Annotated in this window: 16 protein-coding genes; 9 read left to right on the top strand and 7 right to left on the bottom strand. The window is 63.6% G+C overall.

What is annotated here, in order from left to right; genetic code table 11:
* Nucleotides 1-15: 15 nt before the first annotated feature.
* Genes GNH96_RS10130 through budA form a run of 4 tightly spaced genes read left to right on the top strand, consistent with a single transcriptional unit; the run spans nt 16 to nt 4,664 of the window.
* Nucleotides 16-456: a DUF2721 domain-containing protein gene (locus tag GNH96_RS10130; protein ID WP_169603557.1), complete on the top strand. Its 441-nt coding sequence runs from the start codon at nt 16-18 to the stop codon at nt 454-456.
* A gap of 13 nt (nt 457-469) precedes the next feature.
* Nucleotides 470-2,182, top strand: a complete 1,713-nt coding sequence (locus tag GNH96_RS10125; protein WP_169603556.1) for an NAD-dependent malic enzyme — start codon at nt 470-472, stop codon at nt 2,180-2,182.
* A 22-nt stretch (nt 2,183-2,204) separates the two neighbouring features.
* Nucleotides 2,205-3,866 carry an acetolactate synthase AlsS gene (gene alsS / locus GNH96_RS10120; RefSeq protein WP_169603555.1) on the top strand — a complete coding sequence of 554 codons (1,662 nt, stop codon included), beginning with the start codon at nt 2,205-2,207 and terminating at the stop codon, nt 3,864-3,866.
* 15 nt (nt 3,867-3,881) lie between these two features.
* Nucleotides 3,882-4,664: an acetolactate decarboxylase gene (gene budA, locus GNH96_RS10115; protein ID WP_169603554.1), complete on the top strand. Its 783-nt coding sequence runs from the start codon at nt 3,882-3,884 to the stop codon at nt 4,662-4,664.
* A 30-nt stretch (nt 4,665-4,694) separates the two neighbouring features.
* Here budA and GNH96_RS10110 read toward each other — a convergent pair whose 3' ends face one another.
* The 7 genes from GNH96_RS10110 to GNH96_RS10080 form a co-directional block, all read right to left on the bottom strand.
* On the bottom strand, nt 4,695-5,165 hold the full coding sequence (locus GNH96_RS10110) for a DUF1579 domain-containing protein (protein WP_228719809.1): 471 nt from the start codon (nt 5,163-5,165) through the stop codon (nt 4,695-4,697).
* A gap of 129 nt (nt 5,166-5,294) precedes the next feature.
* The gene (locus GNH96_RS10105) at nt 5,295-5,402 is read right to left on the bottom strand and encodes a VOC family protein (RefSeq protein WP_228719808.1); all 108 of its coding nucleotides are present in this window, start codon (nt 5,400-5,402) and stop codon (nt 5,295-5,297) included.
* 6 nt (nt 5,403-5,408) lie between these two features.
* The gene (locus GNH96_RS10100) at nt 5,409-5,795 is read right to left on the bottom strand and encodes a YciI family protein (RefSeq protein WP_169603552.1); all 387 of its coding nucleotides are present in this window, start codon (nt 5,793-5,795) and stop codon (nt 5,409-5,411) included.
* A 35-nt stretch (nt 5,796-5,830) separates the two neighbouring features.
* Nucleotides 5,831-6,082, bottom strand: coding sequence for an SRPBCC family protein (locus tag GNH96_RS10095; RefSeq protein WP_169601118.1), 252 nt, complete (start codon nt 6,080-6,082; stop codon nt 5,831-5,833).
* Nucleotides 6,083-6,126: 44 nt separating this feature from the next.
* The gene (locus GNH96_RS10090) at nt 6,127-6,453 is read right to left on the bottom strand and encodes a YciI family protein (protein WP_223163405.1); all 327 of its coding nucleotides are present in this window, start codon (nt 6,451-6,453) and stop codon (nt 6,127-6,129) included.
* Between the two features lie 131 nt (nt 6,454-6,584).
* Nucleotides 6,585-7,007: a VOC family protein gene (locus GNH96_RS10085; protein WP_169603551.1), complete on the bottom strand. Its 423-nt coding sequence runs from the start codon at nt 7,005-7,007 to the stop codon at nt 6,585-6,587.
* Nucleotides 7,008-7,453: 446 nt separating this feature from the next.
* Entirely contained in the window at nt 7,454-8,287 is an 834-nt protein-coding gene (locus GNH96_RS10080; RefSeq protein ID WP_169603550.1) for an acid phosphatase, read from the bottom strand.
* A 275-nt stretch (nt 8,288-8,562) separates the two neighbouring features.
* Between GNH96_RS10080 and cfa the strand changes: the two genes are divergently transcribed.
* The 5 genes from cfa (at nt 8,563) to GNH96_RS10050 (ending at nt 24,811) form a co-directional block, all read left to right on the top strand.
* Nucleotides 8,563-9,720, top strand: coding sequence for a cyclopropane fatty acyl phospholipid synthase (gene cfa, locus GNH96_RS10070; RefSeq protein WP_169603549.1), 1,158 nt, complete (start codon nt 8,563-8,565; stop codon nt 9,718-9,720).
* 404 nt (nt 9,721-10,124) lie between these two features.
* Nucleotides 10,125-11,414 carry a PKD domain-containing protein gene (locus GNH96_RS10065; RefSeq protein ID WP_169603548.1) on the top strand — a complete coding sequence of 430 codons (1,290 nt, stop codon included), beginning with the start codon at nt 10,125-10,127 and terminating at the stop codon, nt 11,412-11,414.
* Nucleotides 11,415-11,461: 47 nt separating this feature from the next.
* Nucleotides 11,462-12,952, top strand: a complete 1,491-nt coding sequence (locus GNH96_RS10060; protein WP_169603547.1) for a hypothetical protein — start codon at nt 11,462-11,464, stop codon at nt 12,950-12,952.
* Between the two features lie 161 nt (nt 12,953-13,113).
* Nucleotides 13,114-14,757, top strand: a complete 1,644-nt coding sequence (locus GNH96_RS10055) for a ShlB/FhaC/HecB family hemolysin secretion/activation protein (protein WP_228719807.1) — start codon at nt 13,114-13,116, stop codon at nt 14,755-14,757.
* A gap of 13 nt (nt 14,758-14,770) precedes the next feature.
* On the top strand, nt 14,771-24,811 hold the full coding sequence (locus GNH96_RS10050) for a filamentous haemagglutinin family protein (protein ID WP_169603546.1): 10,041 nt from the start codon (nt 14,771-14,773) through the stop codon (nt 24,809-24,811).
* The last annotated feature ends 1,234 nt before the right edge of the window (nt 24,812-26,045 follow it).

Raw genomic sequence — 26,045 nt, 5'->3', positions numbered from 1 at the left:
GCCGGGAGACCATCGATGCAATTCCTGATCAACATCGAGGACGTCGCCCACGTCATCCAGCTCGCCGTTGCGCCGGTATTCCTGCTGACCAGCATCGGCGCCGTGCTGTCGGTGATGACGGTCCGCCTCTCCCGCTGCATCGACCGGGCGCGCTACCTGGAAGACAACCTCGAAAGGCTCGACCAGAAGATGCGCCAGTTCGCCCATGTGGAACTCAGAATTTTGTGGCGGCGCGCCCGGATGATCGGCGCAGCCCTCACCCTCTGCACGATCAGCGCCCTCCTGATCTGTACGGTGGTCGGCATTCTCTTCGTGGGCGGCATTTCCGACGCCCAGTTGGGCACGGCGATCGCGCTGCTGTTCATCGCGGCCATGGCCACGCTGATGCTGGCCTTGCTCGTTTTCCTGGTGGAAATCTATATCGGCATCGCGACCCTGCGGGTCGGGCCGCGCTGAGGACTCAAATCTCATGATCGACTTCAAAATCGCCCGCGATCCACAAACCGGCAAGGAAACCTGGTCGGTGCCGCTCAAGGGCGCTTTGCTGCTGAACCATCCGCTGTTCAACAAGGGCACGGCCTTTCCGGAGGAAGAGCGCCGCGAACTGGGCCTGCTCGGGTTGTTGCCGCCGCATGTCGACGACCTCGATGCCCAGCTCGAACGGGCCTACGAGGCATTCAAGGGCAAGGCCACCGACCTGGAACGCCACATCTACCTGCGTGCCCTGCAGGACGAGAATGAAGTGCTGTTCTACCGGCTGATGCAGGACTACATCGGCGAGATGATGCCCGTCGTCTACACGCCGACCGTGGGCGAAGCCTGCCAGCGGTTCAGCCACATCTACCGGCATCCGCGCGGCCTGTTCGTCGCCTATCCGCAGCGCGGCGACATCGACGCACTGCTGGCCAATGCCCTGCAGCGGGACGTTGACGTGATCGTGGTGACGGACGGCGAGCGCATCCTCGGCCTGGGCGACCAGGGCGCCGGTGGCATGGGCATCCCGATCGGCAAGCTGGCGCTGTATACCCTCTGCGGCGGGATTCACCCGGCCCGCACCTTGCCGGTGCTGCTGGACGTCGGCACGGACAATCCCGCCCTGCTGAACGACCCGCTGTACATGGGCTGGCGCCACCCGCGGGTGCGCGGCGCCGAATACGACGCCTTCGTCGAGCGCTTCGTGCAGGCGGTGATGCGGCGCTATCCGAACGTGCTGCTGCAATGGGAAGACTTCGCCCAGGCCAATGCTGGCCCGCTGCTGGAGCGCTACCGCGACCGGCTCTGCACCTTCAACGACGACATCCAGGGCACGGCGGCGGTCGCCACCGGCACGGTACTGGCCGCGATCAAGGCCACGGGAGTTCGGCTGCGGGACCAGGTCGTCGCCGTGTTCGGCGCGGGCTCTGCCGGCTGCGGCATCAGCGAGCAACTGTGCGCGGCAATGGTCCGGGACGGCTTGTCCGAGACCGAAGCGCGCTCGCGCTTCTATCTGATCGACCGGGCCGGCCTGCTGCGCGAGGGACTTTCCGGGCTGCTGCCGTTCCAGCAAGCCTTCGTGCAGCCAGCTGAACGGCTGGCCGGCTGGCGGTTGGATCAAGCGGGGACCATCGGCCTGGCCGAGGTAGTAAACAACGCACACCCCACCGTGCTGATCGGCGTCTCCGGAGTAACGGGGGCTTTCACCGAATCCATCGTCAAGACGATGGCCGGCCGGGTGCCGCACCCTATCGTCCTGCCGCTGTCGAACCCGACTTCCCGCTGCGAAGCCCTGCCCGCCCAGATCCTGGCCTGGACCGAAGGCCGTGCCCTGGTCGCCACCGGCAGCCCGTTCGCCGACGTTGCCTGGGAGGGGCGCACGATCTCGATTCCACAGTGCAACAACAGCTATGTTTTTCCGGGGCTGGGGCTAGGCATCCTGGCCGTCGGCGCTCGCCGGGTCACCCCCGGCATGTTCATGGCCGCAGCCCAAGCTCTGGCCGACGCCTCCCCCGCGGCAACCGACCCGGACGGCCCCCTGCTCCCGCCCCTGACCGCCATCCGCAGCGTATCGCGCTGCATCGCGCTGGCTGTCGCAAAGGAGGCCATCGCCGCCGGCGTCTCAGCGCGCTCCAGCGATGCCGATCTGGAACGTTTGGTGGACGAACGGATGTGGACCCCGGCTTATGCGCGGCTGACTGGACATTGAACTTCAAAAGAGGATCACGCTCATGAATGAAACAAGCCGTCCCCGCACCGGCGCCGACCTGCTGGTCGATTCGCTGCAAGCGCTGGGCGTCGAATATGTCTTCGGCGTGCCCGGCGGCGCGATACTCCCGATCCTGAACGTGCTGGCCGAACGTGGTCCTCGCTTCATCGTGTGCCGGGACGAAACCGGCGCCGCCTTCATGGCCCAGGCCTGGGGCCGGATCACCGGCCAGCCCGGCGTGGTGCTCACCACCTCGGGTCCCGGCCTCATCAACGCCGTCTGCGGCGTGGCGACCGCCACAGAAGACCGCGACCCGCTGGTCGTCATCACCGGTCAAGTGCCGCGGGCCGTGCAGTTCAAACAGAGCCACATGAACTTGGACTCGGTGAGCTTGTTCGCGCCGATCACCAAATGGAGCGTCGAGGTCGAGGAGCCGAACACCGTATCGGAAATCCTAATCAACGCCTTCCGTACCGCGCAAGCGCCGCGCGGCGGCGCCGTTCACGTCTCGGTGCCGAACGACATGCTCACCGCGCCGGTCACGGCGGAAGCCCTGGCTCCGGCTGAACCCGCCGTCTGGGGCGCAGCCCCGGCCGCCATCGTCGAACGCGCGGCGGACCTGCTGAACGATGCCAAAGCGCCCGCCATCCTGCTCGGCGTGCGGGCAAGCGCGCCTGGAGCGGCGGCAGCAGTCCGGCGTTTCCTGGAGCGGCATCCGCTGCCGGTGGCGATGACCTTCGAAGCCGCCGGGACCCTCTCGCGCGACTTGGTCGAAAACTTCGTCGGCCGGGTCGGCTATGTGCTCAATCAGCCGGGCGACGACGTGCTGCGCCAGGCCGATCTGGTGCTCACCATCGGCTACGACCCGATCGAATACGAGCCTTCCGCCTGGATCTCGCCGCAATCACAGGTGATCCACCTGGACGCCCTGCCCGCCACCGTCGACCGGGCCTACCGCCCTGCCGCCGAATTGGTCGGCGACATCACTGCCAACCTGGAGGCGCTCGGCGGCCAACTCCTAGGCGAGACTCCGGCCGAACAACCCGCCGTCGCCGAAGCGCGGCGGCGTCTGCTGGAAGAGCAAGGCCGCGGCGCGGCGCTGGCCGGCATGCCGATCCATCCCCTGCGCCTCATCCACGACCTTCGGGCCACGCTGGACGACGAGGTGACGGTGACCTGCGACGTCGGCGCCCACGAAATCTGGATGGCCCGCTATTTCTTCTGCTATGCCCCGCGCCACCTGCTGTTCAGCATGGGACACCAGACCATGGGCGTCGCCCTGCCCTGGGCTATCGGCGCAGCCCTGGCCCGGCCCGGAAAGAAAGTGGTTTCGGTGTCCGGCGACGGCTCCTTCCTGATGACCTGCATGGAGCTGGAAACCGCAGTGCGCTTGAGGCTGCCGATCGTGCACATCGTCTGGAAAGACGGCAGCTACAACCTGATCCGCAGCCTGCAGATGCGCGACTACGGCCGCAGCTTCGGCGCCGAATTCGGCCCCACCGATTTCGTCAAGCTGGCGGAAGCCTTCGGCGCGACCGGCTACCGGATCGAATCCGTGAACGACATCGTCCCGGTGCTGAACCGGGCCTTGGCCGCCGACACCCCGGTGCTGATCGAAGTCCCCATCGACTACAGCGACAACGTCGACCTGGTCGACGCGATCAACGCATCCGCCCAGCACTGACTTAAGGAGATTGCCTTGGCCATCGACGACATCTTCATCCAAGCCTTCCGCAACCACCAGCAGAAAGGCGACCTGTTCCACCCGCTGGGCCGCGAGGACCACGAGGTGTACCAGGCCTCCACGATCGGCGCCCTCATGGAAGGCGTCTACGACGGCGAAGTGACCTACGGCGAACTGGCCGAGCACGGCGACTTCGGCCTGGGCACCTTCAACGCACTGGACGGCGAGATGGTCGCCCTCGAAGGCCGATTCTTCCAGATCAAATCGGACGGCAAGGCCTATCCCGTCCCACCCGCCGCCAAGACGCCATTCGCCGTGGTAACGCTATTCGAACCGACCGTGCAGGTGGCCTGGCCCAACCCGATCGACTGGAAGCAGTTCCAGGCCGCCGTCGACAAGGCCGCGCCCAGCAAGAACATTTTCTACGCCATCCGGGTGCGGGCCCGCTTCGATTACATCCGCGTCCGCACGGTGCCGCGCCAGCACAAACCCTACCCACCCCTGGTCGAAGTCGCCCGCCACCAGCCCGAATTCGAATACGACAACCTGGAAGGCACCCTGGTCGGCTTCCGTTTCCCCGACTACACCCAGGGCGTCAACGTCGCTGGCTACCACGTGCATTTCTTGGACAAAACGGCAACCGTCGGCGGCCACGTGCTGGACTTCACGATGCGCGAGGCCACCGTCGACATCGACGTCACCTCCCAATTCCGCATGGAAGTACCCGAATGCGGGGCTTTTCTCGACGCGGACTTGGCGAAGGATCAGGACGAAGCGATACACGAGGCGGAGAGCTGAAAACCCTGCTTGCGGCGGACTATGCAGTCGCTACCGCTTCCTCCGATAGCTCGCAGTCATGAATGGGTGCCATTTTCCATCAGCCCCCAGTTTGTGAGACGTCATCACCCGATGGTCGCTGCCTTTGATCTCGATGACGTCCTTGTACCTCACGAGTTTTCCTTCCTCGGTACAGTCAGGACCTTCGGTTTCGAGCGTCAGCACCTTTCCTTCGGCGTCCAAGTATCCGTCGTAAACCCACAGGTGAGTCATCATGGAACCCACCCAAGTGCCGACATATCGCTTCTTTTTAGGGTCGTAACCCAGCGTCATCACGGTGTTCGCCACGCCTCCGCCCGGCATCTCGCCGCTGCCCTCGGCCAGCACCCAGAGGCCGCCGAGCGAACGGATGCTTTCCGATCCCTTGAATTTCTCCGGCGGTTTGCCCGGCTCCATCGAACATTCGTGCTCGTAGACCCACTCGCCTACGAGATTTTCCTGCCACTCGTGTTCGCTTTGCATTTTGATATTCATTAGTGTCCTCTCAAGTAACCATAATCGTTCCGGAAAACCGTGCAGCGAGCCCGGCGAAGCGAAAAGGCGTCCGGTGATGCCCGAAGTCCATGACGATGGCCCAGGATGTTCATGGTTTCAGCAAGCCTGTTCAGGTATTTTCGATTTTTCGAAAATAGAAATATAAAAGCCAACTGCCTCTTCGGCTTGGTTGTCGAACCATAAAAACGGGGTAATTCTTTGCATACGAAGTTACTCCAATCCCGCTGAGAATCCCAGCACACTCAATGTCTGCACGTCCTCCGCGACAGGCCTAATCTCGACGCATCCGATCCAGCCTCCCGGAATCCTCGAAGCGATCTCGACTGCCTCGTTCATATCTTTGGCCTCGATGAGGTAATAGCCGCCGAGCTGCTCCTTGGTCTTGGCGTAAGGGCCGTCTGTCGCCGAAATCTTGCCGTTTCGCACCCGGATCGTGGTCGCGGCGGCCGGAGGCAGCAGACGGTTGCAGCCGATGTAATGGCCGCTCCGCCGAATGGATTCTGTAAACTCCCGGTACTCCTCCAGATGCCTTTCCGCATCGGCTTCCGACATCTGTTCCTTCACGGTTTCCGCGCAAATCAAACACAAGTATTTCATCGGACACTCCTAACACATGCGCTGCTACGAGACTTTCAGTTTTCGGCTGCGGCCTTGAGGCTGGCAAGACCTGCCTCGAAATCCTTGCCTATCATTTTGTCCATACTGAAAAATACCGTCATGACTTTCGAGAGGAATGGCATAGGCCCGTGTATGGCCCAGGTCACCTGCGTAGTCTCACCCTGGGGCTCCAGCGTGAATTCCACGACGTTCTGGGCTTCGAACGGCCGGATGAAATCCAGCTTCAAGACCAGCCTGGAAGGCGGCGACGATCCGGTGATCTCCATGCTGCCCGCGCCAATTTCCCTAGCGACTCCAGTCGATATCCGAATCAAAGGACCGAGGCGTCCGGCGGCTGTTTTTCGAAGCAAACGTCGAGCTCCCGGAACCGCTCGATCGCCTCGCCGGGAGCGAAGTCTTCCAGCTCGAACAACTGGCGAACTTCGATCTCGCATTCGGCGCCGTCAATGGTTGGATTGGGAAAGCGCCGCGTCCATTCCATCGCTTCTTCCCTCGATTTCGCCTGGATCAGGGTGTAGCCGGCGATCAGTTCCTTGGTTTCGGCGAACGGACCGTCGACCACCGAACGCTTGTCGCCCGAGTACCGGATGCGCCAGCCTTTCGCGCTCGGCTGCAGACCGGAGGCATCGAGCAACATCCCGGCTTTCTGCAGTTCCTCGTGCTAGCTCGCCATTTCAGCGATGAGCTCTTCCGGCGGCATGAGCCCCGCTTCGGAGTCCCGTGTGGCTTTGACGATGATCATGAATCGCATCGGTCTTCTCCTCTTGGCTACGCCGGCTCGCGGCATTCGACGAGGACCATCCAACACACGCCGAAGCGGTCGATGACCATGCCGAAGCGCGGAGAAAAAAAGGTCTTCGCAAGCGGCATCTGCACCTGGCCGCCCTCGGCCAAAGCGGCAAACAGGCGATCGGCCTCGTTTTCGTCCGCCACCGTCAGCGTCAGCGAAAATCCCTGGAAGCTGGGCTGTCCGCCACACCGGCCGTCGGACGCAAGAATGACGGATTCGCCGATACGGAAACTGGCGTGCATCACCTTGTCCTCGGTTCCGGCCGGCGGCGTGCACTGGGGCGGCTCGGGGCTGTCCTTGAAGCGCATGAGCAGGGTGACCTCGGCGCCCAGTACCGAACGGTAGAACTCGAGCGCCTCGTCGCAGCGGCCGTCGAAAAACAGGTAAGGCTGGATTTGCATGGTGTTTGCCTCTGATGGATGGGTTGACGGGATAAAACAGGCTTGCGGACATGCTTTTTCACGCAAGCTTCGTGGACTAGTCGAACGGCACCCGCGACAATCGACACGCTCCTTCAACCTGACTTGAAAAGAAAACAAAACGGCTATTGCCATGAGGCCTCGTGTCACCGCAGTTTTCCCATCAATAGAAATTGCGTCCTTACAACCCCTTGTTGCTCTGGTTGTATTTTTTCACCCAAGCAATCCGTAGGATGCCGCCGAACGAAGGGAGGCGCATCGTTCGCGACAAGAAAAACCCAGTGTTGCAGCCTATTCCGGCGGTTCGAACGACCCACTTCGTTCTGTCAACTCATCTTGCTCCGGATGAAGCTCGGATGCCGAGGAGGCGGTGCCTGCAGCGGGCTTCAGCATCGTGATCTTTAATGAACTCACTGAACCAACGACCGCTAAAGCGCCACAGCCGCAGCTTCGCTCTTGCAGGCACGCTGAGGTTTCAGGCCCCTGCGGTGTACCGCATCGAGCTCGGCTTTGGCGGCTTTAAAATCCGCAAGAAACGCCGGGTTCGCATGCAGTTTGGCGACCGTTGCGGAAGCCATGTTGCGTCCCTGAATCGCATCGCTGTACCAGTGCACGTTGCATACGATCCGGCTCAGCCCGAAAGCACGGCCACGCGCGAGGATTTCCTCGGTTTGCCCCGGTGAAAGCTCGGCGAGAATGAGCGCCCAAGTCATGCCGATCGCACCGTGCGCCGAAGGGTACGAGCCGTTCTCCTCCAGCCTGCCCTGCTCCGCCGGCGTGCAAATCGGCTCCTTGTTCGACGCGAACGGCCGTCCCCGCCGGTAGTAGTTTTTTGCTGCATAGGTCGAAAGCCCGGCGTCGATCAGGGTTTTTCGCAGCAGGAGGTAAAGGTGCGGCGTATCCGCTTCCGTGATCGGGGCATTCAATGCGCAGGAAAAGGTGCCCGCCGCATGCGGGAACATCAGATAAGCGTCAGAAACCGCCAGTCTCCATGCCGGGGAATCGCACAAGACCACGCTCCTGCGGCTGTAATCCATGTCAAGGGCAAAAGCCTCCGATCCATCCGCCGGAGGCGGCGGAACCAGGGCGCGACTGTCGGGGAGGGTTTGAAACGGCAGATAACCCACGACCGACGCCGAGCGGAGTTCGGCAACGGCATCGGGTTGTCTGACTGCTGGGTCTTGGGCGCAACCTGCAGACAGGCTGGCGTATATCAGCGCAGCCCAAAACCCATGCTGCCCACGATAGCTGACATAGTTCATCGGAAGCCGGTCTCCACTCGTTTTGGCGTCGTTGCGCTTTGCACCCTGATAGTGTAAGCCAGCTCTCTCCGGGCATGTCGGTGTCCGTGAAAATCAAGACTGGCAAGCGCCAGGTGATCGAATATTTCCTCAGTCCGACGATTCAGCATGCCAGCGAGAGCCTGCATGAAAGGTAAGTTCGGGTTCCGCCGTCAGCCCAGGACTTTCCCGTATTGCTCCTTCGCGTCGCCCGTTGTTGAATAGGGGACCCGAATGGTGAAGGTGGAGGACGGAACATGCCGATCAATACCTTGGAATCATTGCCCTGGCGGGGAAGCCATCACGATTTTTGCCGCGAGCGGCTTGAATCGCTTCTGGAACGGGCCGGCGTCCGGATCGATGGAGACCGGCCCTGGGACATCCGGGTCCACGACCCGGCCTTCTTCCGGCGTATCTTTGCCGATGCCTCGCTGGGGCTCGGTGAATCCTATATGGACGGCGGGTGGGACTGCGACCGGCCCGACGAGCTGATCTTCCGCATCCTCCGCGCCGGCCTGCCCAATCATTTCCATTCCTGGCGGGACATCGCCGCCGCCCTGCAAGCGAGCCTGCTGAACCTTCAGCACACGGCGCGGGCTTTCCATGTCGGTCGGCGCCACTACGACATCGGCAACGACCTCTACAGCCGGATGCTGGACCGACGCATGATCTACAGTTGCGGCTACTGGAAGGACGCCGTGACCCTCGATCAGGCCCAGGAAGCCAAGCTGGACTTGGTGTTCCGCAAGATCGGCCTGGAGCCCGGCATGCGGGTGCTGGACATCGGCTGCGGCTGGGGCGGCGCGGCGAAGTTCGCCGCGGAAAAGTACGGGGTGGAGATTCATGGCGTCACGGTGTCGACCGAGCAGGCGCGGTATGCCCGCGAAATTTGCCAGGGGCTGCCGGTCACGATCGAGCTGAAGGACTACCGGGAGATCGAAGGCCGCTTCGACCGCGCCTATTCCCTCGGCATGTTCGAGCATGTCGGCTGCAAGAACTATTCGACCTACATGAAGGTCGTCGCGGACCATCTCGCCGACGACGGCCTGTTCCTGCTCCACACCATCGGCGGCAACGCCTCCGACAACCACGGCAATCCGTGGGTGGAGCGCTACATTTTCCCCAACTCCATGCTCCCATCCATCGCACAGATCGGAGAGGCCACCGAAAATCGCCTGGTGATGGAGGACTGGCAGAATTTCGGTCCGGACTACGACCGGACACTGCTGAGTTGGTACGAGAATTTCGAACGGCACTGGCCGTCTTTACGCCCCCATTACGGCGACCGGTTCTATCGGATGTGGCGTTTCTACCTGCTGAGCTTCGCCGGCGCGTTCCGGGCACGCCACATCCAGCTATGGCAGATCGTATTCTCCCCCAAGGGGCTGGCCCAGCGCTACGACGCTCCGCGTTGAGCCATAAGGAAGCCCTTATATCCCTCCCCCGGCCTTCGGTCTGCGATCGGCGTTGACCGCGGGCCGAGGCTCGTTCCCACGGACCTCCCCTCCCGACAGACCGCCCCCAAGAACGGCGCATGGCCGCTCGCGTCACACAACCGCAACTCAACTGTCATTTTCAAGTCATACCGCCGTAACAAAACACGGCTATTTTTGCGCTCTCATCTTCTGACGTGACACTCGGTGGCATGAGCCCGGGTGTCTCGATGGGATTTTTGGGCGGGGGGAACCGGCCATCTGGAGCGTCACTGCATCGTTTCACAGGGATTCGGCTTCGCTGCTCGTCGAGTCGGCTGGATTTTCGACCGCCGAGCTTGCGTGGCAAACACGACTTTTTCCCATTCACGGAGAGCGCTAACACCATGAAAAAATTGCGAGCGGTAATACTAGGCACGCTTGTAGCCGGCGGGCAACAAGCTCACGCCTTGATCAACGACGGCAAGTTCGGCGAACCGGGCGAGCTGTTCATCTCGGTTTTTGACGAGGACGGCAAGAAGTCCTACTACAAGGACCTCGGCGTCGATATGGTCCAGTTCATGAACGGCCAGAGCTGCCTCGACGCCAATCTGGCGCAGGACCCCAACTTCGCGGCCTTCGCCGGCAAAGATAATCTGGTCTTCAACGTCGCGGCGGTCAATCCGTTGTTGAAGGATGCCAGCAATATCGCTCAGTGGGGCTATTTGGCCACCTCGAGCCAGGGCAAGGACAGTTTCAGCGCCAAGTGGAACCTGATCGACAACACCGTCCAGAAAATCCAGGCCTATATCGGTGCCCTCAACGTCGCCCCGTTCGAGAACAAGCCCGGGCAGGCGGCGGAGAACAAATCGGGCGTCTTCGGCCCGGAAGACCTCGCCTATCACGGCAACGCCACCTGGGGCCCGACGATGGGCCAGAGCGTCAAGGGCAACACCGAGGGCAAGGTCGGGGCGGAACTGGAGTTCTATTTCGTCACCAACTCCACCGGCGACTCCAAGGGCGAGAAAGTCACCAAACTGGGCGCCTGGAGCCTTTCGAGCGCCGGCGCCCTGAGTTACAGCGGCACCGGCACCTCCACCGTTTGTTCGGGCACCGGTAATACGCCGCCGACGGCAGTCGTCACGAATCCGGCCCAGACGGTCACGGTGAACACCGCTGTGACGCTGGACGGCAGTGCGAGCTACGACCCCGACGGCGGCCCGCAAGGCTTGTCCTACGCATGGAAACAGACCTCGGGTCCTTCGGTCACCCTGAGCAATGCCAGCCAGGCCAAGGCCAGCTTCACCCCTACCGAGGCCGGCAGCTACGGCTTCCAACTGACAGTGAGTGACGGCGCCGCCACCGGCACCGCCCAAGCCACGGTCACGGTCGAAGGGGGTTCCACCGGACCTTCCATTCACATCAACGCACCCGCTGCCTGGACGGTGAAACAGAAGCAGACGATCTCCTGGTCCGCCACCGGTATCCCCGCCAACAAGCTCGTCAACATCGACTTTTCGAAGGATGGCGGCTCCAAGTTCAAGCGATTGAAGAGCATTGCCAACAAGAAAGGGCAAACGCAGTGGAAACCCACCAAGAAGCACGTCACGGAACAGGGCGTACTCCGGATTTGCGCGAAGCCGGACAAGAAATCCGCATTCGTCTGCGATCAGATCGACGTCATGGTGTCGCCCTAAATAAGGCATAACCACCCCATCTCTCTCAAACAGATAGGAGTTAACTCATGCAACTCAAAAAAATCACTGCAGCGGTCGCAGCAGGCACACTGGGGTTTTGCGGTCAGGGCTGGGCGCATCCGCCCAGCGTTTCGCCCGACATCGAAATTTTCATGTCCGGCGCCACGGCACAGGACCTCAACGTAAGGCAGTTGTTCGAACAACTGTGCGTCGACGGAACCCGTGACGAGTATTTGGACAACTCGGTCCCCGCCAATCCGGGTAGCGCACACACTGCGATCTTTTGCACACTGGACTCCACCAAGGTCAACGGCCTATCGGTCAACAATCCGAAGGTGCTGTTCCATAAGCGCTCAGCCGGTGGCTCTGCCCAAGGCGTGAATCCGGTGCTCGACGAGCAGGCCATCGACGCCATGTCAATCACCAATGGCAATTGCACGAAGGAAGGTAATGACGCCTTCTACCGCTGCCGCATTTCACAGCCCGGCGACCTGGTCCAGAAGGTCTCCGACGCTGGTGTTTCGGATGTCAACCCCGCGCTTTTCCGGGGTGCAAATACCCCGGATGGTTCGGCACCGGTAATCCCTTCGAAGGTCGCCCAGCGTATGGACGTCGTCTCGGGTGGCGCGCTGGTCTTCAACACGCCGGTCACCAAGTCCCTGCGTGACGCTCTGCAGCGTGCGCAGATCGATATGGGCAAGCTGGACGCCGACTGCGAAGGCCAGGATACCGAGCGCTGCATGCCCAGCCTGAGCAAATATCAGGTTGCCAGCCTGTTCACCGGCAACATTGGCAAATGGAGCGGGATCAAAGTCATCAATAAGCAAGGCGCTTCTGCACCGCTGACGGACTATGCCCAAGGCTCCATCACGGACGAAAAAGTCTATCTCTGCCGCCGCGTCAACGGTTCGGGCACCCAAGCTCAGTTTAACGCGAACTTCCTGAGCAACCCTTGCACCGACGGCGCCCTGAGCCCGATTGCGACTACCAACCCGTTGAACGGACCGGTGGTCGTACTGAACTCTGGCGCCGGGAATGTCGACGTCTGTCTCAAAGACTTCAATGACGGCAGTAACGACAGCAGCGCCAATCCCAACGGTATCAAGGCCTGGGCGATCGGCGTCCAGAGCACGGAACGGAACGCTGACCTGAAGCGCAACTATCGCTTTATCAGGATCGACGGCGTCGCCCCGACCCTGGAAAACGCCGCCAGCGGCAATTACATGGACTGGGCGGAAAACACCTACCAGTGGCGCAAACCCGCCTACAACGGCCCGACCGGCGACAAGCTGAAGATCATCCAGACGATCGCATCCAATGCCGGCAATCCCACCATCACCGCGAAGAACAACGCGCAATACGTCCATCCTTTCGGCCAAGGAGGGTACCTTGCGGTGACTACCAACGGGAATGCGGCACCCGCGGACGGCAAATTCGACATCAATAACCCGATTATGCCGTATACCCATGCGCCTGGTGTGTCCCTGGACAACTGCCGCGTGCCCGTGATCGACGACAACCAGCCGAACCGGCTCTGACCGAGCGGATCGGTGACGGGGCCGCACGCGGCCCCGTACTCCCGCTCCGGGAGCATGAACCGGCGTTCCGCAAGGGACGCCGGTTTTATCGCTATTTATATTTATTGATATATATCGCCGTATAATGGCAAAGTCTGTCTCTCTGGTATCGAATGGACCACATGCGAGAAACAATGCCGCGGAGCCGCACCGGTATCCTTGCCGGCCTCCCCTTCTGTCTTGCCTTGGTTGCATCGCCGGCAGATGCCGGCCCGACCGGCAACCCGGCCGAAACGGGCGCCCCGCCTGACGCGGCGGCCGATCAGGCCCCGGCCTTCGACATCTGGGAGTACCGGGTCGAAGGCAATTCCGTGCTCGATCAAAGAGTGGTCGAAAAGACCGTCTACGGCTTTCTCGGGCCGGGCAAGTCGATCGGCGACGTCGAAAACGCGCGCGCCGCCCTGGAAAAGGCCTACCACGACGCCGGCTATTCGGCGGCGCTGGTGGACATCCCCGAACAGGACGTCAACGAGGGGGTGGTGATACTCAAGGTCAGCGAAGGGAAAGTCGACCGGCTGAAAGTGACGGGATCGAGATACTTCTCCCTGGGCCATATCAAGGAGAAAGTGCCGGCCCTGGCCGAAGGCCAGCCGCTCAACATGCCCGCCGCGCAGGAGCAGCTTGGCAAGCTCTCGGCGGAGAATCCCGACCGCACGGTGACTCCCGTCATGCGTGCCGGCAACACGCCCGGCACGGTCGAAGTCGAACTGGCGGTGGACGATCAGCTTCCCCTGCACGCGGGGATCGAATTCAACGGCCGCAACAGCGTCGACACCAGCCGCACCCGTCTGATCGCCTCGGCGCGCTATGACAACCTCTGGCAGTTGAATCACAGCGCTTCGCTGCAGTTCCAGATTTCCCCCGAGAATACGGACAACGTCCAAGTGTGGTCAGGCACCTACGTGATGCCTATGGACATTTTCGATTCCGACTCCCGCATGGTTTTTTACGGCATAGGATTGAATTCCAAAAGCGGCGTCTCGACGGTGGGCGCCCTCAACGTCCTGGGTGATGGCGAAATCTTCGGGCTCCGCTGGATCAAGCCCCTCCCCCGCCTGGCGAAGAACCTCGGCCATTACGCGACCATCGGCTGGGATTACAAGAATTTCGGCCAGGCCATCCTGTCCGACACCGACACCCTGATGAAACCCGTCAGTTATTCGCCGTTCATGGCGGGCTACGACGCCAGCGTCGGCTACGAGGACGGATCGTTCAGCCAGCTCAACCTGGAAACCCACTTCCTGTTCTGGGGCGATTACCAGGAATTCGAGGACCGCCGCTTCGGGGCGACCCCCAACTACGTGTACCTGAAAGGCGACGTGAGACACCGGCAGATGCTGCCGGAGGACCTGTCCATGCAGCTGCGGCTGGCCGGCCAGGTCACCAACGTGCCCCTGATCAGCAACGAGCAGATGGGGGCCGGCGGCATGTTCAGCGTGCGCGGCTATCACGAGGTCGAGCGGCTGGGCGACAACGGCGTCAACGGCTCGCTGGAGTTCTACAGCCCGGACCTCGGCAAACATCTTTACGACGGGCTGGGGCTGCTGCGATTCCTGGTCTTCGGGGACATCGCGTACCTGTGGGTCAAGGACGCGTTGCCCGGACAGCCACAGAACTACAGCCTGGCGAGCACGGGGGCGGGATTCAACATGGAGCTGTGGCGACAGCTCAACGGCACCCTGTTCTGGTCCTATCCATTCACCAGGACGGAAAGCGTCGCGGTCGGTGAAACCCGCGTCGATTTCCGCATCGCTTACGATTACTGATTGGGAAACGAGCATGACGACGCGCGAACCTGCAAGCCGCAAGCAGAACCTTCCGCCCACCGACACCAGCCTGAAACCTCTGGCATCGTCCGTCCGCACCGTCCTTGCCGGCGCCTTCCTGGCGGGCGGGGCCGCCCAGGCCGGCAGCCTCCCGGTTCCCGCCGGCGCCTTCGTGTCGAGCGGCAGCGCCGACCAGTCGATCGCCGGCAACCTGATGACGATCAACCAACACAGCGATCGCGCGATCCTGAACTGGAAGAGCTTCAACATCGGCGCGGAAAACACCGTGCAGTTCAAACAGCCGTCGGCGGCGTCCATTGCGCTCAACCGCATCTACCAAAGCGATCCCAGCCGCATCTTCGGCAAGCTGTCCGCCAACGGGCAGGTTTATCTGCTCAACCAGAACGGCTTCATTTTTGGCAAGGGCTCTCAAGTCGACGTCAACACCCTGCTGGTCAGTACGCTGAACATCACCGACGACACCTTCCAGCGCGGCATCACCAAGGTCATCGATCAGGACGGGCGCCCTGCGCTGGTGGGCGACGGCAAGGTCTACCGCGTCGACGAGCAGGGCAATTTCGTCCTCGACGAGAACGGAAACCGGACCAAGATCGGCATCGAATTCGCCGAGGGCTCCTCCGTCAAGACCGCCCCTTCCGGCCGCATCATCGCCGCAGCCCCTTCGGTGGTGAACAAGGGCGATTTGTCCGCGCCCGACGGCCAGATTCTCCTCATCGCCGCCACCGACAAGGTCTACCTGCAGGAAGCCGGCAGCGACTCGAATCTGCGCGGCCTGCTGGTCGAGGTCGGGACCGGGGGCGAGGTCACCAACATCGGCAAGGCCCTGGCGGAACGCGGCAACGTGACGCTGATGGGCTTTGCGGTGAATCAGCAAGGCCGGGTGTCGGCAACCACCTCGGTGCGCGTCAACGGCTCGGTGCGCCTCCTGGCGCGGGAAGGCGCGAGCGTGCGCCGCGAGGGCGACGCTTGGCTCGTTCAGGCGAACCGCACCAAACGCGGTTCGGAACAGGACGACGGCCTCGGCACCCAAGCCACGGTGACGTTGAAAGGCGGCAGCAAGACCTCGGCGAATCCCGACATGAACGATCCGTCCACCGCCGTGGACGGCCAGTCGCAGGATGCCTCCTGGATCGAGATCATGGGGCACCAGGTCCGGATCGAGAATGGCGCGCAAGTGACCTCCCACGCCGGCAAGGTAACGGTGACGGCGACCGAAAACCCCGCCAACCCCGGCCTGGCCAACGTCAAGAACGATGCCCGTATCCATGTGGACAAGGGCGCGAAGATCGACGTGTCGGGCATCAAGGATGTGAGCGTGGCGATGGAGCGCAACGTGGTGACGGTCGAACTGCGCAGCAACGAACTGCGCGACTCGCCCCTGCAGCGCGACGGCGTGCTGTATGGACAGAAGATACGGGTCGACATCCGCAAGGGCACGCCGATCGCCGACATCTCCGGCGAGCTGGAGCGCATCGCCCGCACCGTGGCCGAACGCAGCACCGGCGGCGGCACCCTGAACCTGGTCTCGGAAGGCGACGCCATTCTGCGGCGTGGCGCGGTGCTGGACTTTTCCGGCGGATCGGTGGCCTACCGCTCGGGTTACGTGGACACCACCCAGTTGCTGACACCGGACGGCAAGACCGTGGACATCGGCAGCGCCGATCCGAACCAGACCTATGCCGGCATCTTCGGCCAGGTCACCCAGAAATTCAAAGCCTGGAACATCACCAAGACCTGGGACATCCTCGGCCCCAGGAACCTGGGACGTTACGAGCAGGGCTATGTGGAAGGCAAAGCGGCGGGCACGCTCGACATCAAGGCGGCGGCGCTGGCGCTGGAAGCCGAGATGCGCGGCGCCTCGACCGCCGGTCTCCATCAGCGCGAAGCGGGAACCCAGCCCGCGGGCGGTACCCTGAAGATCGACCTGGCGCGCAGCCCCGACAGCACCCAGTCCGTGATTTTCGGCGGAGCTTCGGCCAGTCTCGGCGTAGGCAAGGAAGAACCGTTCCCCCAGGAGCCGGGAAAAACCGGCCAGCCGGCGGCCCTGGTCCTGTCCGGCGACAAGCTGCGTGACTCCGGCATCATGCATGCCGACATCAAGACCAACGGCAAGGTCGTGATCCGCTCCGGCGAAAACCTCACCATGACCGACGGCGGCAGCCTCGCGCTCACCGGCGGCGAAATCAAGGTCGATGGAACGATCACGGCTCATGCCGGCGAAGTCGATCTCTCGACCCGGCTCACCAGTGCCACCCAGGGCAAGCTGTCCGGCGCCATCGATCTGGCCTCCGGCGCCTCCATCGACGTCAGCGGGCAGTGGATCAACGACCGTCCGGCCGATGCCACCGGCAACAGCGGGCAGGACCGCAGCCGCGTGCTGGTGAACGGCGGAACGGTCTCGGTGAAGGCCGAAGGCGACGTCAATCTGGCCGCCGGCAGCCGCATCGATGTCAGCGGCGGCGCGCGGCGCACCGGCAAAAACAGCTTCAGGGCCGGCGACGCCGGGGGCATCAGCCTGGAAGCCGCGGCGGTCGACGGCTCTGACCTCAAGCTGAAAGGCACGCTCGAAGGCTACGCCTTCGCCGGCGGCAAAGGCGGATCACTGAGCCTCGTCTCCGACCAGGTCATCCTGGGCAACGCCGCGGACGCCGAGATCGCCAAGGGAGCCGACCCCCTGGTCCTCAACCCGGATTTCTTCGGCCAGGGCGGGTTCGCGCATTATTCCGTGGGATCCAACAAGAGCGGGGTCACCGTCACCGACGGCACCAACATCCAACTCAGCGTCAAAAACCGGGTCCTCGATCCGGAAGCCGTCCGCCACGTCAGCGGCTCGAATTTCCTCGACTTCGCGCAAGTCAAGCTGCTGTCGGAGTTTTCGCGCGAAGCGGGTGAACTCGATCTGCTGCTGGCTCAGGAAGTCGGCCAGGGCGGAAAGGACGCGGCGGTCCGGATCGGCGACGGCGCGGTGATCCATACCGATGCGGGCGGCAGGATTTCCCTGCAATCGGATGCCAGCATCTTCATGAACGGGACCCTTGAGGCCGCCGGCGGCAACGTGGCGATGACCGTCACCCCGCCCGCCGGCACCGACCCCGGCTTCAAGGCGGACCAGGGCATCTGGATCGGTTCCGGCGCGCGGGTGGACGTGTCCGGCACGGCGCTGCTCTACAGCGACCGGCCGGACCACGTGACCGGCAAGGTGCTGGATGGCGGAACCATTACCCTGCATGCCGACCGCGGCTTCGTCGTGGCGGATAAGGGTTCGGAACTCGACGTTTCCGGGACGCAGGGACGCCTGGACGTACCGGTCAGGGGACCGAACGGCGCCATCTCCCAGGAACGCCGCCAGGTCGCTTCCTCCGGCGGCAACATCGAAATCCGCGCCGCCGAGGGCATCCAGCTCTACGGGAAACTGGAAGGACGGGCCGGTGACGGAACCGGCGCCGCGGGCGGCGGGCTGTCGCTGGAACTCAATCCCAACACCCGGGCCGAACCGGACGAAATCGGGCTGGGCCAGACCCCGTTCCCCAAGGTCCCCAGCGTGATCTCGCTGACCCAGTCCGAACCCGAAGGACTGCCCACGGTGCAGGGCAAGGCCGTGTCGTCGGACCGCTACGGCCAAGCGGTGCTGGGCGTCGGCCAAGTGGAACGTGGCGGATTCGGCGAGCTGACGTTGCGCACGCCGGGCCGCATCGAATTGGCCAGAGGTCTCAACCTGCATACCGAGCGCAGCATCGTGCTCGACGCGCCGGTGCTCGCCTTCCAGCCCGCAGCCGGCGCCACCGCCGGCAAGGTGTCGCTCGATTCGGCCTATGTCGCGCTCGGTTCGACCCAGACCCGGCCGGGCAACGCCGCCCCAACCGCCGGCAACGGCAGCCTTCGCGTCAGTGCCGGACTGATCGACCTGGTCGGCACCACTGCGCTTCAGGGCTTCGACGGCGCCGACCTGAAAAGCTCGGGCGACCTGCGCCTGATCGGCGTGCGCACGACCCAGCAGCAGCGGGACTTCCTGGGCGAGTTCCTGGCGGCCGGCGACCTCACCCTGACCGCGGACCAGCTCTATCCCTCGACCCTGAGCGAATTCCGGATCGCCGTGAGAGGTACGAGCGATGGCACGCTCACCATCAAGCAAAGCGATTCCAACGGGGGAACGGTGCTCTCCGCCGGCGGCAAGCTGACGCTGGAAGCCCCGAACATCGTCCAGGGCGGCACCGTGAAGGCGCCGCTCGGCGAGCTGAACTTCCAGGCCTCCAACCGCCTCGAACTGGCCGCGGGCAGCGTCACTTCCAATTCGGCCAAGGGTGCGATCATTCCTTTCGGCCGCACCCAGGGCGGACTGGACTGGATCTACCCGCTGGGCGACCAGAACCTGGTCATGACCGCACCGCCGGAAAAGAAACTGGTGCTCGACGGCGCGAAGGTCGACATCGCCGACGGCTCGGTGATCGACACCCGGGGCGGCGGCGACCTGTCCGCATTCGAATTCGTGCCGGGGCCGGGCGGTTCCTATGATCTGCTCGACCCCGCCAGCAAAGGCTATCAAGAAGCCTATGCCATCCTGCCTTCCTTCAAGGGCACGACGGCCCCCTACGATCCCCTGGAATTCCCGAACTCCGGCCTGAAAGTCGGGGACAGCGTCTACCTCTCCGGCGGCGGCGGCCTCAAGGCCGGGTACTACGTCCTCCTGCCCGCCCACTACGCACTCCTCCCCGGCGCCTACCTGGTGACGCCCGACAAGAACGCCACCAACATCGTGCCGGGCCTCGATCTCAAGCGCGCCGACGGCGCCCCGATCGTCGCCGGCTACCGGACCGTTTCCGGCACCGGCATACGCGATGCGCTCTGGAGCGGTTTCGCGGTGGAACCCGGAAGCGCCGCCCAGACCCGCGCCGAATACTCGATCTCCAGCGCCAACGACTTTTTCTCCGCCAAGGCGGCCAAGGACGAAGCCGCCGTGCCCTATCTTCCGCGCGACGCGGGCTCCATGCTCATCTCGGCGGAAACGGCGTTGGGCCTCAACGGCCAGGTATCGGCCAAGGCCGGCGCGAAAGGCCGCGGCGGCCGCCTGGACATCGACGCCGCCAACATCGCCATCGTCTCCGAAGGCGCGGCCGGGCAGGCGACGGGCAACGCCATCAAGCTGGTCGCGGAGAAGCTCAACGGCCTTGGCGTCGCCAGCATCGCGATCGGCGGCGTCCGCAACACCGAGGACGGCACCGTCACGGTCGATACCCATGCCTCGAACATATCCCTGGGGCAGAACGCCAAGCTCAAGGGTGCCGAATTCATTCTCACCGCCAAGGACAACATCACCCTCGCGAAAGGCGCAGACATCACCGCCGAAGGCGCGTCCAAGGACAGCGGCGCGCCGAAGGTCTACAAGCTGGACGGCGACGCCGCCTTCCTGCGGGTATCGTCGTCGGACCAGGCCGACCTCCAGCGCAGCGGGGTCTCGGGGCATACCGGCTCGATCATCATCGGCTCGGGCGCGACTCTGGCCACGTCGAATTCCATGATCGTCGACGCCACCGCCGACATGGACCTTTCCGGCAAGCTTTTGGCCCAAGGCGGCTCGGTCTCGCTGGGGGCCAGCCGGATCGGCCTGGGCGCCGACAGCAGCTTCCAGAACGGCCTGGCGCTGAGCCAGGCGGCGCTGAACGCCCTCCAGGCGAATGAGCTGCGCCTGAACAGCGGTAGCGACATCAGCCTGTTCGGCGCGGTCGAACTGGCCTCTCAGCATCTCGTCCTGCGTTCGGGCGGGCTCCTGGGATTCGACAACGCCGGCCAGACCGCCAGCATCAAGGCCAGCGACATCCGCCTGGAAAATCCGCTCGATGCGAAGACCAGCCGGACCGGCAACGGCACCGGCACCCTCTCGCTGATCGCCGACACCATCGAGCTGGGCGAGGGCGCCTACGCGCTCAAGGGCTATTCCAACGTCACCGTCGAAGCCGGCAAGGCGATCGTCGGCTCGGGTACGGGCACGCTGACCGCATCCGCCGACCTCGACTTCAGCACCCCCATCGTCACCGGCGACCGCGGGGCGGACACCCGGATCGACGCCACCGGCCATGCGGTGGGCATCCGGTCTTCCGGCACCGCTCAGGCCACCGCCGACGCGCTGGGTGCCCAGTTGTCGATCACCGCGGACAGCATCCGCAACGCCGGGACGATTTCGCTCAAGTCCGGCGTCGTCAAGCTCGATGCGCTGAAGGGCGACGTGGTCCTCGCCGCCGGCTCCAGCATCGACGTTTCCGGCCGGGAAGTGAACATCGGCAACGCCAACGTCGCAACCGACGGCGGCGCGGTGGAACTCTCCAGCCAGACCGGCAACGTCGCCTTGGAATCCGGCGCCAAGCTCGCGCTCAACGGAAGCAAGGGTGGCGAGCTGCTGGTGTCCGCGGCAGCGGGCGGATTCCGTTTCGAAGGCAGCGTCGACGCCCAGGGCGCGGAACGCGGCGGCCGTTTCGCTCTCGACGTCCGCGCCCTGGAGAACAAGGGCGACGTGGGCGGGATGGCCGGCAAGCTGGCATCGGCCGGATTCAGCGACGGCATCAGCCTGAGGACGCGCACCGGCGACCTGCACCTGAATGCGGGCGACACCGTGGCGGCGCGCACCGTCGAACTCGCGGCCGACCAAGGTTCCGTCCGGATAGACGGCAGCCTGAAGGCTCAAGGCGACAACGCCAAGCTGGACATCGAGGCCGGCAGCGGCCTGACCCTGGCCGCGAGCGCCGACCTGGAAGCGCACGGCAGCGCCGAACAGGGCGGCCGGGTCGTGCTGGAATCCCTGGGCGAAGGCGGCATCACGGTGGCCTCGGGCGCCCACATCGACGCCAGCGCCACCGACGGTTCCGCCAACGGTACCGTGAACCTCCGCGCGCTGCGCACCGATCAGGACGTCGCCGTCGCCGCGAACCTCGGATCGTCCGTGTCCGGCGCCGCCGAGACCACCGTGGAAGCCGTCCGTATCTACGATCACAGCGGCACCATCGGCAGCGCCGACATCGCGGCGTGGAAAACCGATACCGACGCCTACATGGCCAACGCCGGCGCCATCGAAACCCGCCTGGGGCTGCCGGGGGGGCTCAGGGCCGGGCTGGAAATCCGCAGCAGCGGCGACCTGACACTGGGATCGAACGGCTGGGATCTGGTCGACTGGCGTTATGACGGCCGTCCGGGCGTGCTCACCTTGCAAGCCGGCGGCAAACTCTCGATCGACGGCAAGCTCAGCGACGGCTTCCGCGACGATCCGAACGGCATCGACGTCTCGGGCATCCTCGGCCCGGGCGCCACCGTCGCGGTGAAGGACATGTTGCAGACCGGCTCGTCCTGGAGCTACCGGCTGCAGGCCGGGACCGACGTGGTCGTCGGATCGGACGTCGCGGTGCGGACCGGCACCGGCGACATCGACGTCGAAGCCGGCCGCGACGTGATCCTGACCAATGCCGGCTCCTCGATCTATACGGCGGGTCGTCCGACCGACACCCAGCGCTACGGCAATTTCAAGAATGGCTTCGTGGCCTTCCAGTTCTACGGCGAATATCCCGTCGACGGCGGAGACATCAACATCAGCGCCGGCCGCGACGTGGTCGGCGCCCGTACCGGCCAGTTCTTCGACGGCTGGCTGGTGCGAACCGGCAACTGGACCGAAAGCGCCAGCCATCAGGGCGAAACGCCGACCGCCTGGGCCGTGGCGATCGGCGGACCGGTCGGCACCTCGGCGCAGCAAGGCACTTTCCAGCAAAACGTCGGCGCGCTCGGCGGCGGCAACATCACCGTCGAGGCCGGTCGGGACGTGTCCGACCTTTCGGCGGTCATCGCCACCACCGGAAAGCAGGTCGGCACCGTTTCCAAGCCGAACGACCCCTCCGATACCGGATTCAACACCAACGAAGTGCAGGTCTCCGGCGGCGGGAACCTGACCGTCAGCGCCGGCGGCGATGTCCTGGGCGGAACCTTTTACACCGGCAAGGGCATCGGCGAGATCAGCGCAAGGGGAGCGATCAAGGGATCGGCGAACGGACTGGGGCCGGTCCTCGCGCTGGGGGACTCCCGGTTCAGCCTGAGCGCTGGACAGGACATCGAACTGGGCGCGGCCATCAACCCCACCGTGATCAACAGTGCCAGCGCCCGCAACTTTTTCTTCACCTATTCCGACCGGAGCGGCATCGCGCTGGAATCGCTCTCCGGGGATGTGCGCATACAGAACGACATCTCGGGGATGGTCAGCGCCGTGAACAAGCTTCGCAGCGCCAAGAATCAGCTCAGCTTCCCCGGCGCTTCGTTGAGTGCCCTCAGCGTCTATCCGGCGTCGCTCGACGTCGCCGCGCTGCAGGGCGACGTCGTGCTGGAACGGAGCTTCACGACCTATCCCGCCGCCAAGGCCGGCTTCAGCATGCTGGCGGGCGGAAACATCACGACGGGCTCGGTGGGCGACAACGTCAACGTCACGCAGTCGGACGCCGACCCGATCTTGCTGCCGGGGATCGCCAACCCCGCCAAGAGCTGGGAAGACGCCTCTCAAAGGCTGCAGCCTTTCGGCGCCTCCAACCTGATCCACGCGCAGGTTCCCGTCCATCGCGGCGACTCGGAGGCGGCAAGGATATACGCGAAAGGCAACATCGCCTCGGTCGATCCCCTCCTCCTCGTCCTGCCCAAGGCGGTGGACGTCATGGCGGGCCGCGACCTGTTCGACGTCAGCCTGCACGTGCAGCACCCCGACTACGCGATGTCCAGCATCACCGCCGGCCGGGACATCCGTTTCACCTCCCCGCGCAACGCGCAGGGCAACCTGGTGAACCTGACCCGTGAAATCCAGCTGTCGGGCCCCGGCCAGCTCTGGGTCAGCGCGGGGAGGAACATCGACCTGGGCGCTTCCGAAGGCATCTACACCATCGGCAATACCGAAAACAACGCCCTGGCCGACAATGGCGCCTCGATTTCGGTCATGGCCGGCCTGAACGGCAATCAGGCCCGCTTCGACAAGTTCGCGGAAAAATACGATCCCACCTCGAGCCGGTACCGAGCGCTCCTGCTTGACTACATGCGCAAGCGGACCGGCAACGACGGGCTCAACTACGCCGACGCAGCCGCGGCGTACCAAGCCTTGCCCGGTGACCAGCAGCACGAACTCCTGCTGGCGATCCTGTTCGATGAGATTCGGGCCTCCGCCGCCCAGGCGGCCAAAACCGGGCGCCGGTCCGACTACGACCGCGGTTTCGCGGCCATCGACACACTGTTTCCACACGACGGCGACACCAAATACAAAGGCAATCTCAGCCTGTTCTTCAGCAAGATCCACACGGTCGACGGCGGAGACATCAATCTTCTCGTCCCCGGCGGCGGCGTGAATGCGGGCCTTGCGGTCGCCTTCGCCGGATCGAAGGCCGCCAGCGATCTCGGCATCGTCGCCCAGCGGCAAGGCGCCGTGAACGCCCTGGTGAACGGCAATTTCATGGTCAACCAGTCGCGCGTGTTCGCCATGGACGGGGGCGACATCACCATCTGGTCGTCCAACGGCAATATCGACGCCGGCCGCGGTGCCAAGTCGGCCATCGCCGCCCCGCCGCCGCGGATCACCTTCGACGAACGCGGCAACCTGCAGGTCGAATTCCCGCCGGTGGTATCGGGCAGCGGCATCCGTACCGCCGCCAGCACGACCTCCCGGCCGGGTGACGTTTTCCTCGCCGCGCCGCGGGGCGTGGTCGACGCCGGCGAAGCGGGCATCGGCGGCACCAACGTGGCGATCGCGGCGACGGCCGTGCTCGGCGCCAGCAACATTCAGGTCGGCGGCACCGCGACCGGCGTTCCCAGCGGCAACGTCAGCGTTCCCGTCGTACCGGCCGGCGCGGCCGCCGCCGCGGGTGCGGCCACCCAGGCTGCCATGCAGTCAACGGTGTCCGACAGCGAGGAGAAATCGGAACCGAAAGTGGCGGACTCCAGCAGCCTCAACCCGCTCAAGGTCGAACTGCTGGGATTCGGCGAATGCTCCACGACCGACATCAAGAACGGCTCGCCGGGTTGCACCTGAGTGGCCCGGACGCCGGGGCGGGCCGTTCCCGCTCCCGGCGGGCCGCTCATTGACAGGCGACGATAAGCCGCCGTCCGGGATGCACGGCGCGTTTTCAAGGCTCGTTTGAACCGTCGCCTTTTTCCGTGGAGCCCGACTGGCCATCCAAGTCACCCTGGGAAGTGACTCTTGGCAACGTGCTTACCTTCGCAGGCCCCGCCCGTCCCGCATCCCCACAACAATCTGCCGCCTTTTGTCTCCAAGACGTCTATCGCCAAGTCCTCCTATTTCCACCCGCCATAGAGCCGAAGACCCCGATAAGACATGGGGCTTTGCAGGGGGCCGTCGCACACGCCCGTTTCGCTCGACGACGGTGACGCCCCCTCTCAAGGTTGGTGACACTCTTCTGTCCGGCGCGTCCCTGCTAGACGGACCAGAATCTTCCCGGTTCACCGACCGCCACTATTGAACCGCCATATTTGGTTCATATTCCCCGCTGTCGGATAGCGGGAGCCCTGCCACGCAGCAGAAGACTTATACGCCACTACTCGCTACGCCTTTATACGCGAGTCTTCAACCCATTGATTTGTAGAGGCTGAATCAAAACGTTGGGGTTTGTAACGCCAACCCCTTGGAAATATCCGAATACGACCATGACTACTGGCACGACACCTGCATAATCTAATTCGCGAACCGCCAACCATCGGTCTCCACGAACTCCATGGCCCAGTATGTGCAGACTCTCACTGTCATCGGTTTTTGTCTCCCAGCCAAGAGGATTTGCTCGTGACAAAAGTAGGTCACATAGCATCCATTCTCTTACTACGTTTCTCGAAAGCAGAGTCACACAATGATGCATTGGCATTCAAACTGACGGAAGACTGACGCCGCCAATTCCAGTAGTTTTTTTAATATGGCGTAGTGTAGAGAGGGTAATCGCTCCATGTGGTCATCACTCTATACCAGGCGCATGACTACCTGGCGCATCAGCTGACCCAAGACTTGTTCATCCGGGCTCAGGTGGAGCGAATACGGCGGTAGGATAAACAGCTTGAGTCGGCGTTGTTGGGCCTCACTAAATGATTGCCTTTATAGATCAGTGAAGCAAATGATAGATAACTGGCCGGATACCACCATAGTGCAGGCAACCCTATCCAACGAATTCAGCAAGCTAGTGGTTTCACCTGCAGTGATACCGTGCCAACGTTATCTTCTCTAGAAAACGAAGACCGTCGAATACTTATCTATCGTTTCC

The organism is Methylococcus geothermalis, assembly GCF_012769535.1.
Lineage (GTDB): Bacteria > Pseudomonadota > Gammaproteobacteria > Methylococcales > Methylococcaceae > Methylococcus > Methylococcus geothermalis.
This window is presented reverse-complemented; position numbering and strand designations above follow the sequence as displayed.

Coding starts and splice junctions, on each gene's coding strand:
- GNH96_RS10090 (WP_223163405.1), bottom strand. CDS start 6,453: ATGTTGCTCGATGCCTCCGGTCTGCAGCCGAGCGCGAAAGGCTGGCGC.
- GNH96_RS10050 (WP_169603546.1), top strand. CDS start 14,771: ATGACGACGCGCGAACCTGCAAGCCGCAAGCAGAACCTTCCGCCCACC.
- GNH96_RS10125 (WP_169603556.1), top strand. CDS start 470: ATGATCGACTTCAAAATCGCCCGCGATCCACAAACCGGCAAGGAAACC.
- GNH96_RS10100 (WP_169603552.1), bottom strand. CDS start 5,795: ATGAAATACTTGTGTTTGATTTGCGCGGAAACCGTGAAGGAACAGATG.
- GNH96_RS10065 (WP_169603548.1), top strand. CDS start 10,125: ATGAAAAAATTGCGAGCGGTAATACTAGGCACGCTTGTAGCCGGCGGG.
- GNH96_RS10105 (WP_228719808.1), bottom strand. CDS start 5,402: ATGCAAAGAATTACCCCGTTTTTATGGTTCGACAACCAAGCCGAAGAG.
- GNH96_RS10130 (WP_169603557.1), top strand. CDS start 16: ATGCAATTCCTGATCAACATCGAGGACGTCGCCCACGTCATCCAGCTC.
- GNH96_RS10095 (WP_169601118.1), bottom strand. CDS start 6,082: ATGGAGATCACCGGATCGTCGCCGCCTTCCAGGCTGGTCTTGAAGCTG.
- GNH96_RS10060 (WP_169603547.1), top strand. CDS start 11,462: ATGCAACTCAAAAAAATCACTGCAGCGGTCGCAGCAGGCACACTGGGG.
- GNH96_RS10055 (WP_228719807.1), top strand. CDS start 13,114: ATGCGAGAAACAATGCCGCGGAGCCGCACCGGTATCCTTGCCGGCCTC.
- GNH96_RS10110 (WP_228719809.1), bottom strand. CDS start 5,165: ATGCAAAGCGAACACGAGTGGCAGGAAAATCTCGTAGGCGAGTGGGTC.
- alsS (WP_169603555.1), top strand. CDS start 2,205: ATGAATGAAACAAGCCGTCCCCGCACCGGCGCCGACCTGCTGGTCGAT.
- GNH96_RS10085 (WP_169603551.1), bottom strand. CDS start 7,007: ATGCAAATCCAGCCTTACCTGTTTTTCGACGGCCGCTGCGACGAGGCG.
- cfa (WP_169603549.1), top strand. CDS start 8,563: ATGCCGATCAATACCTTGGAATCATTGCCCTGGCGGGGAAGCCATCAC.
- GNH96_RS10080 (WP_169603550.1), bottom strand. CDS start 8,287: ATGAACTATGTCAGCTATCGTGGGCAGCATGGGTTTTGGGCTGCGCTG.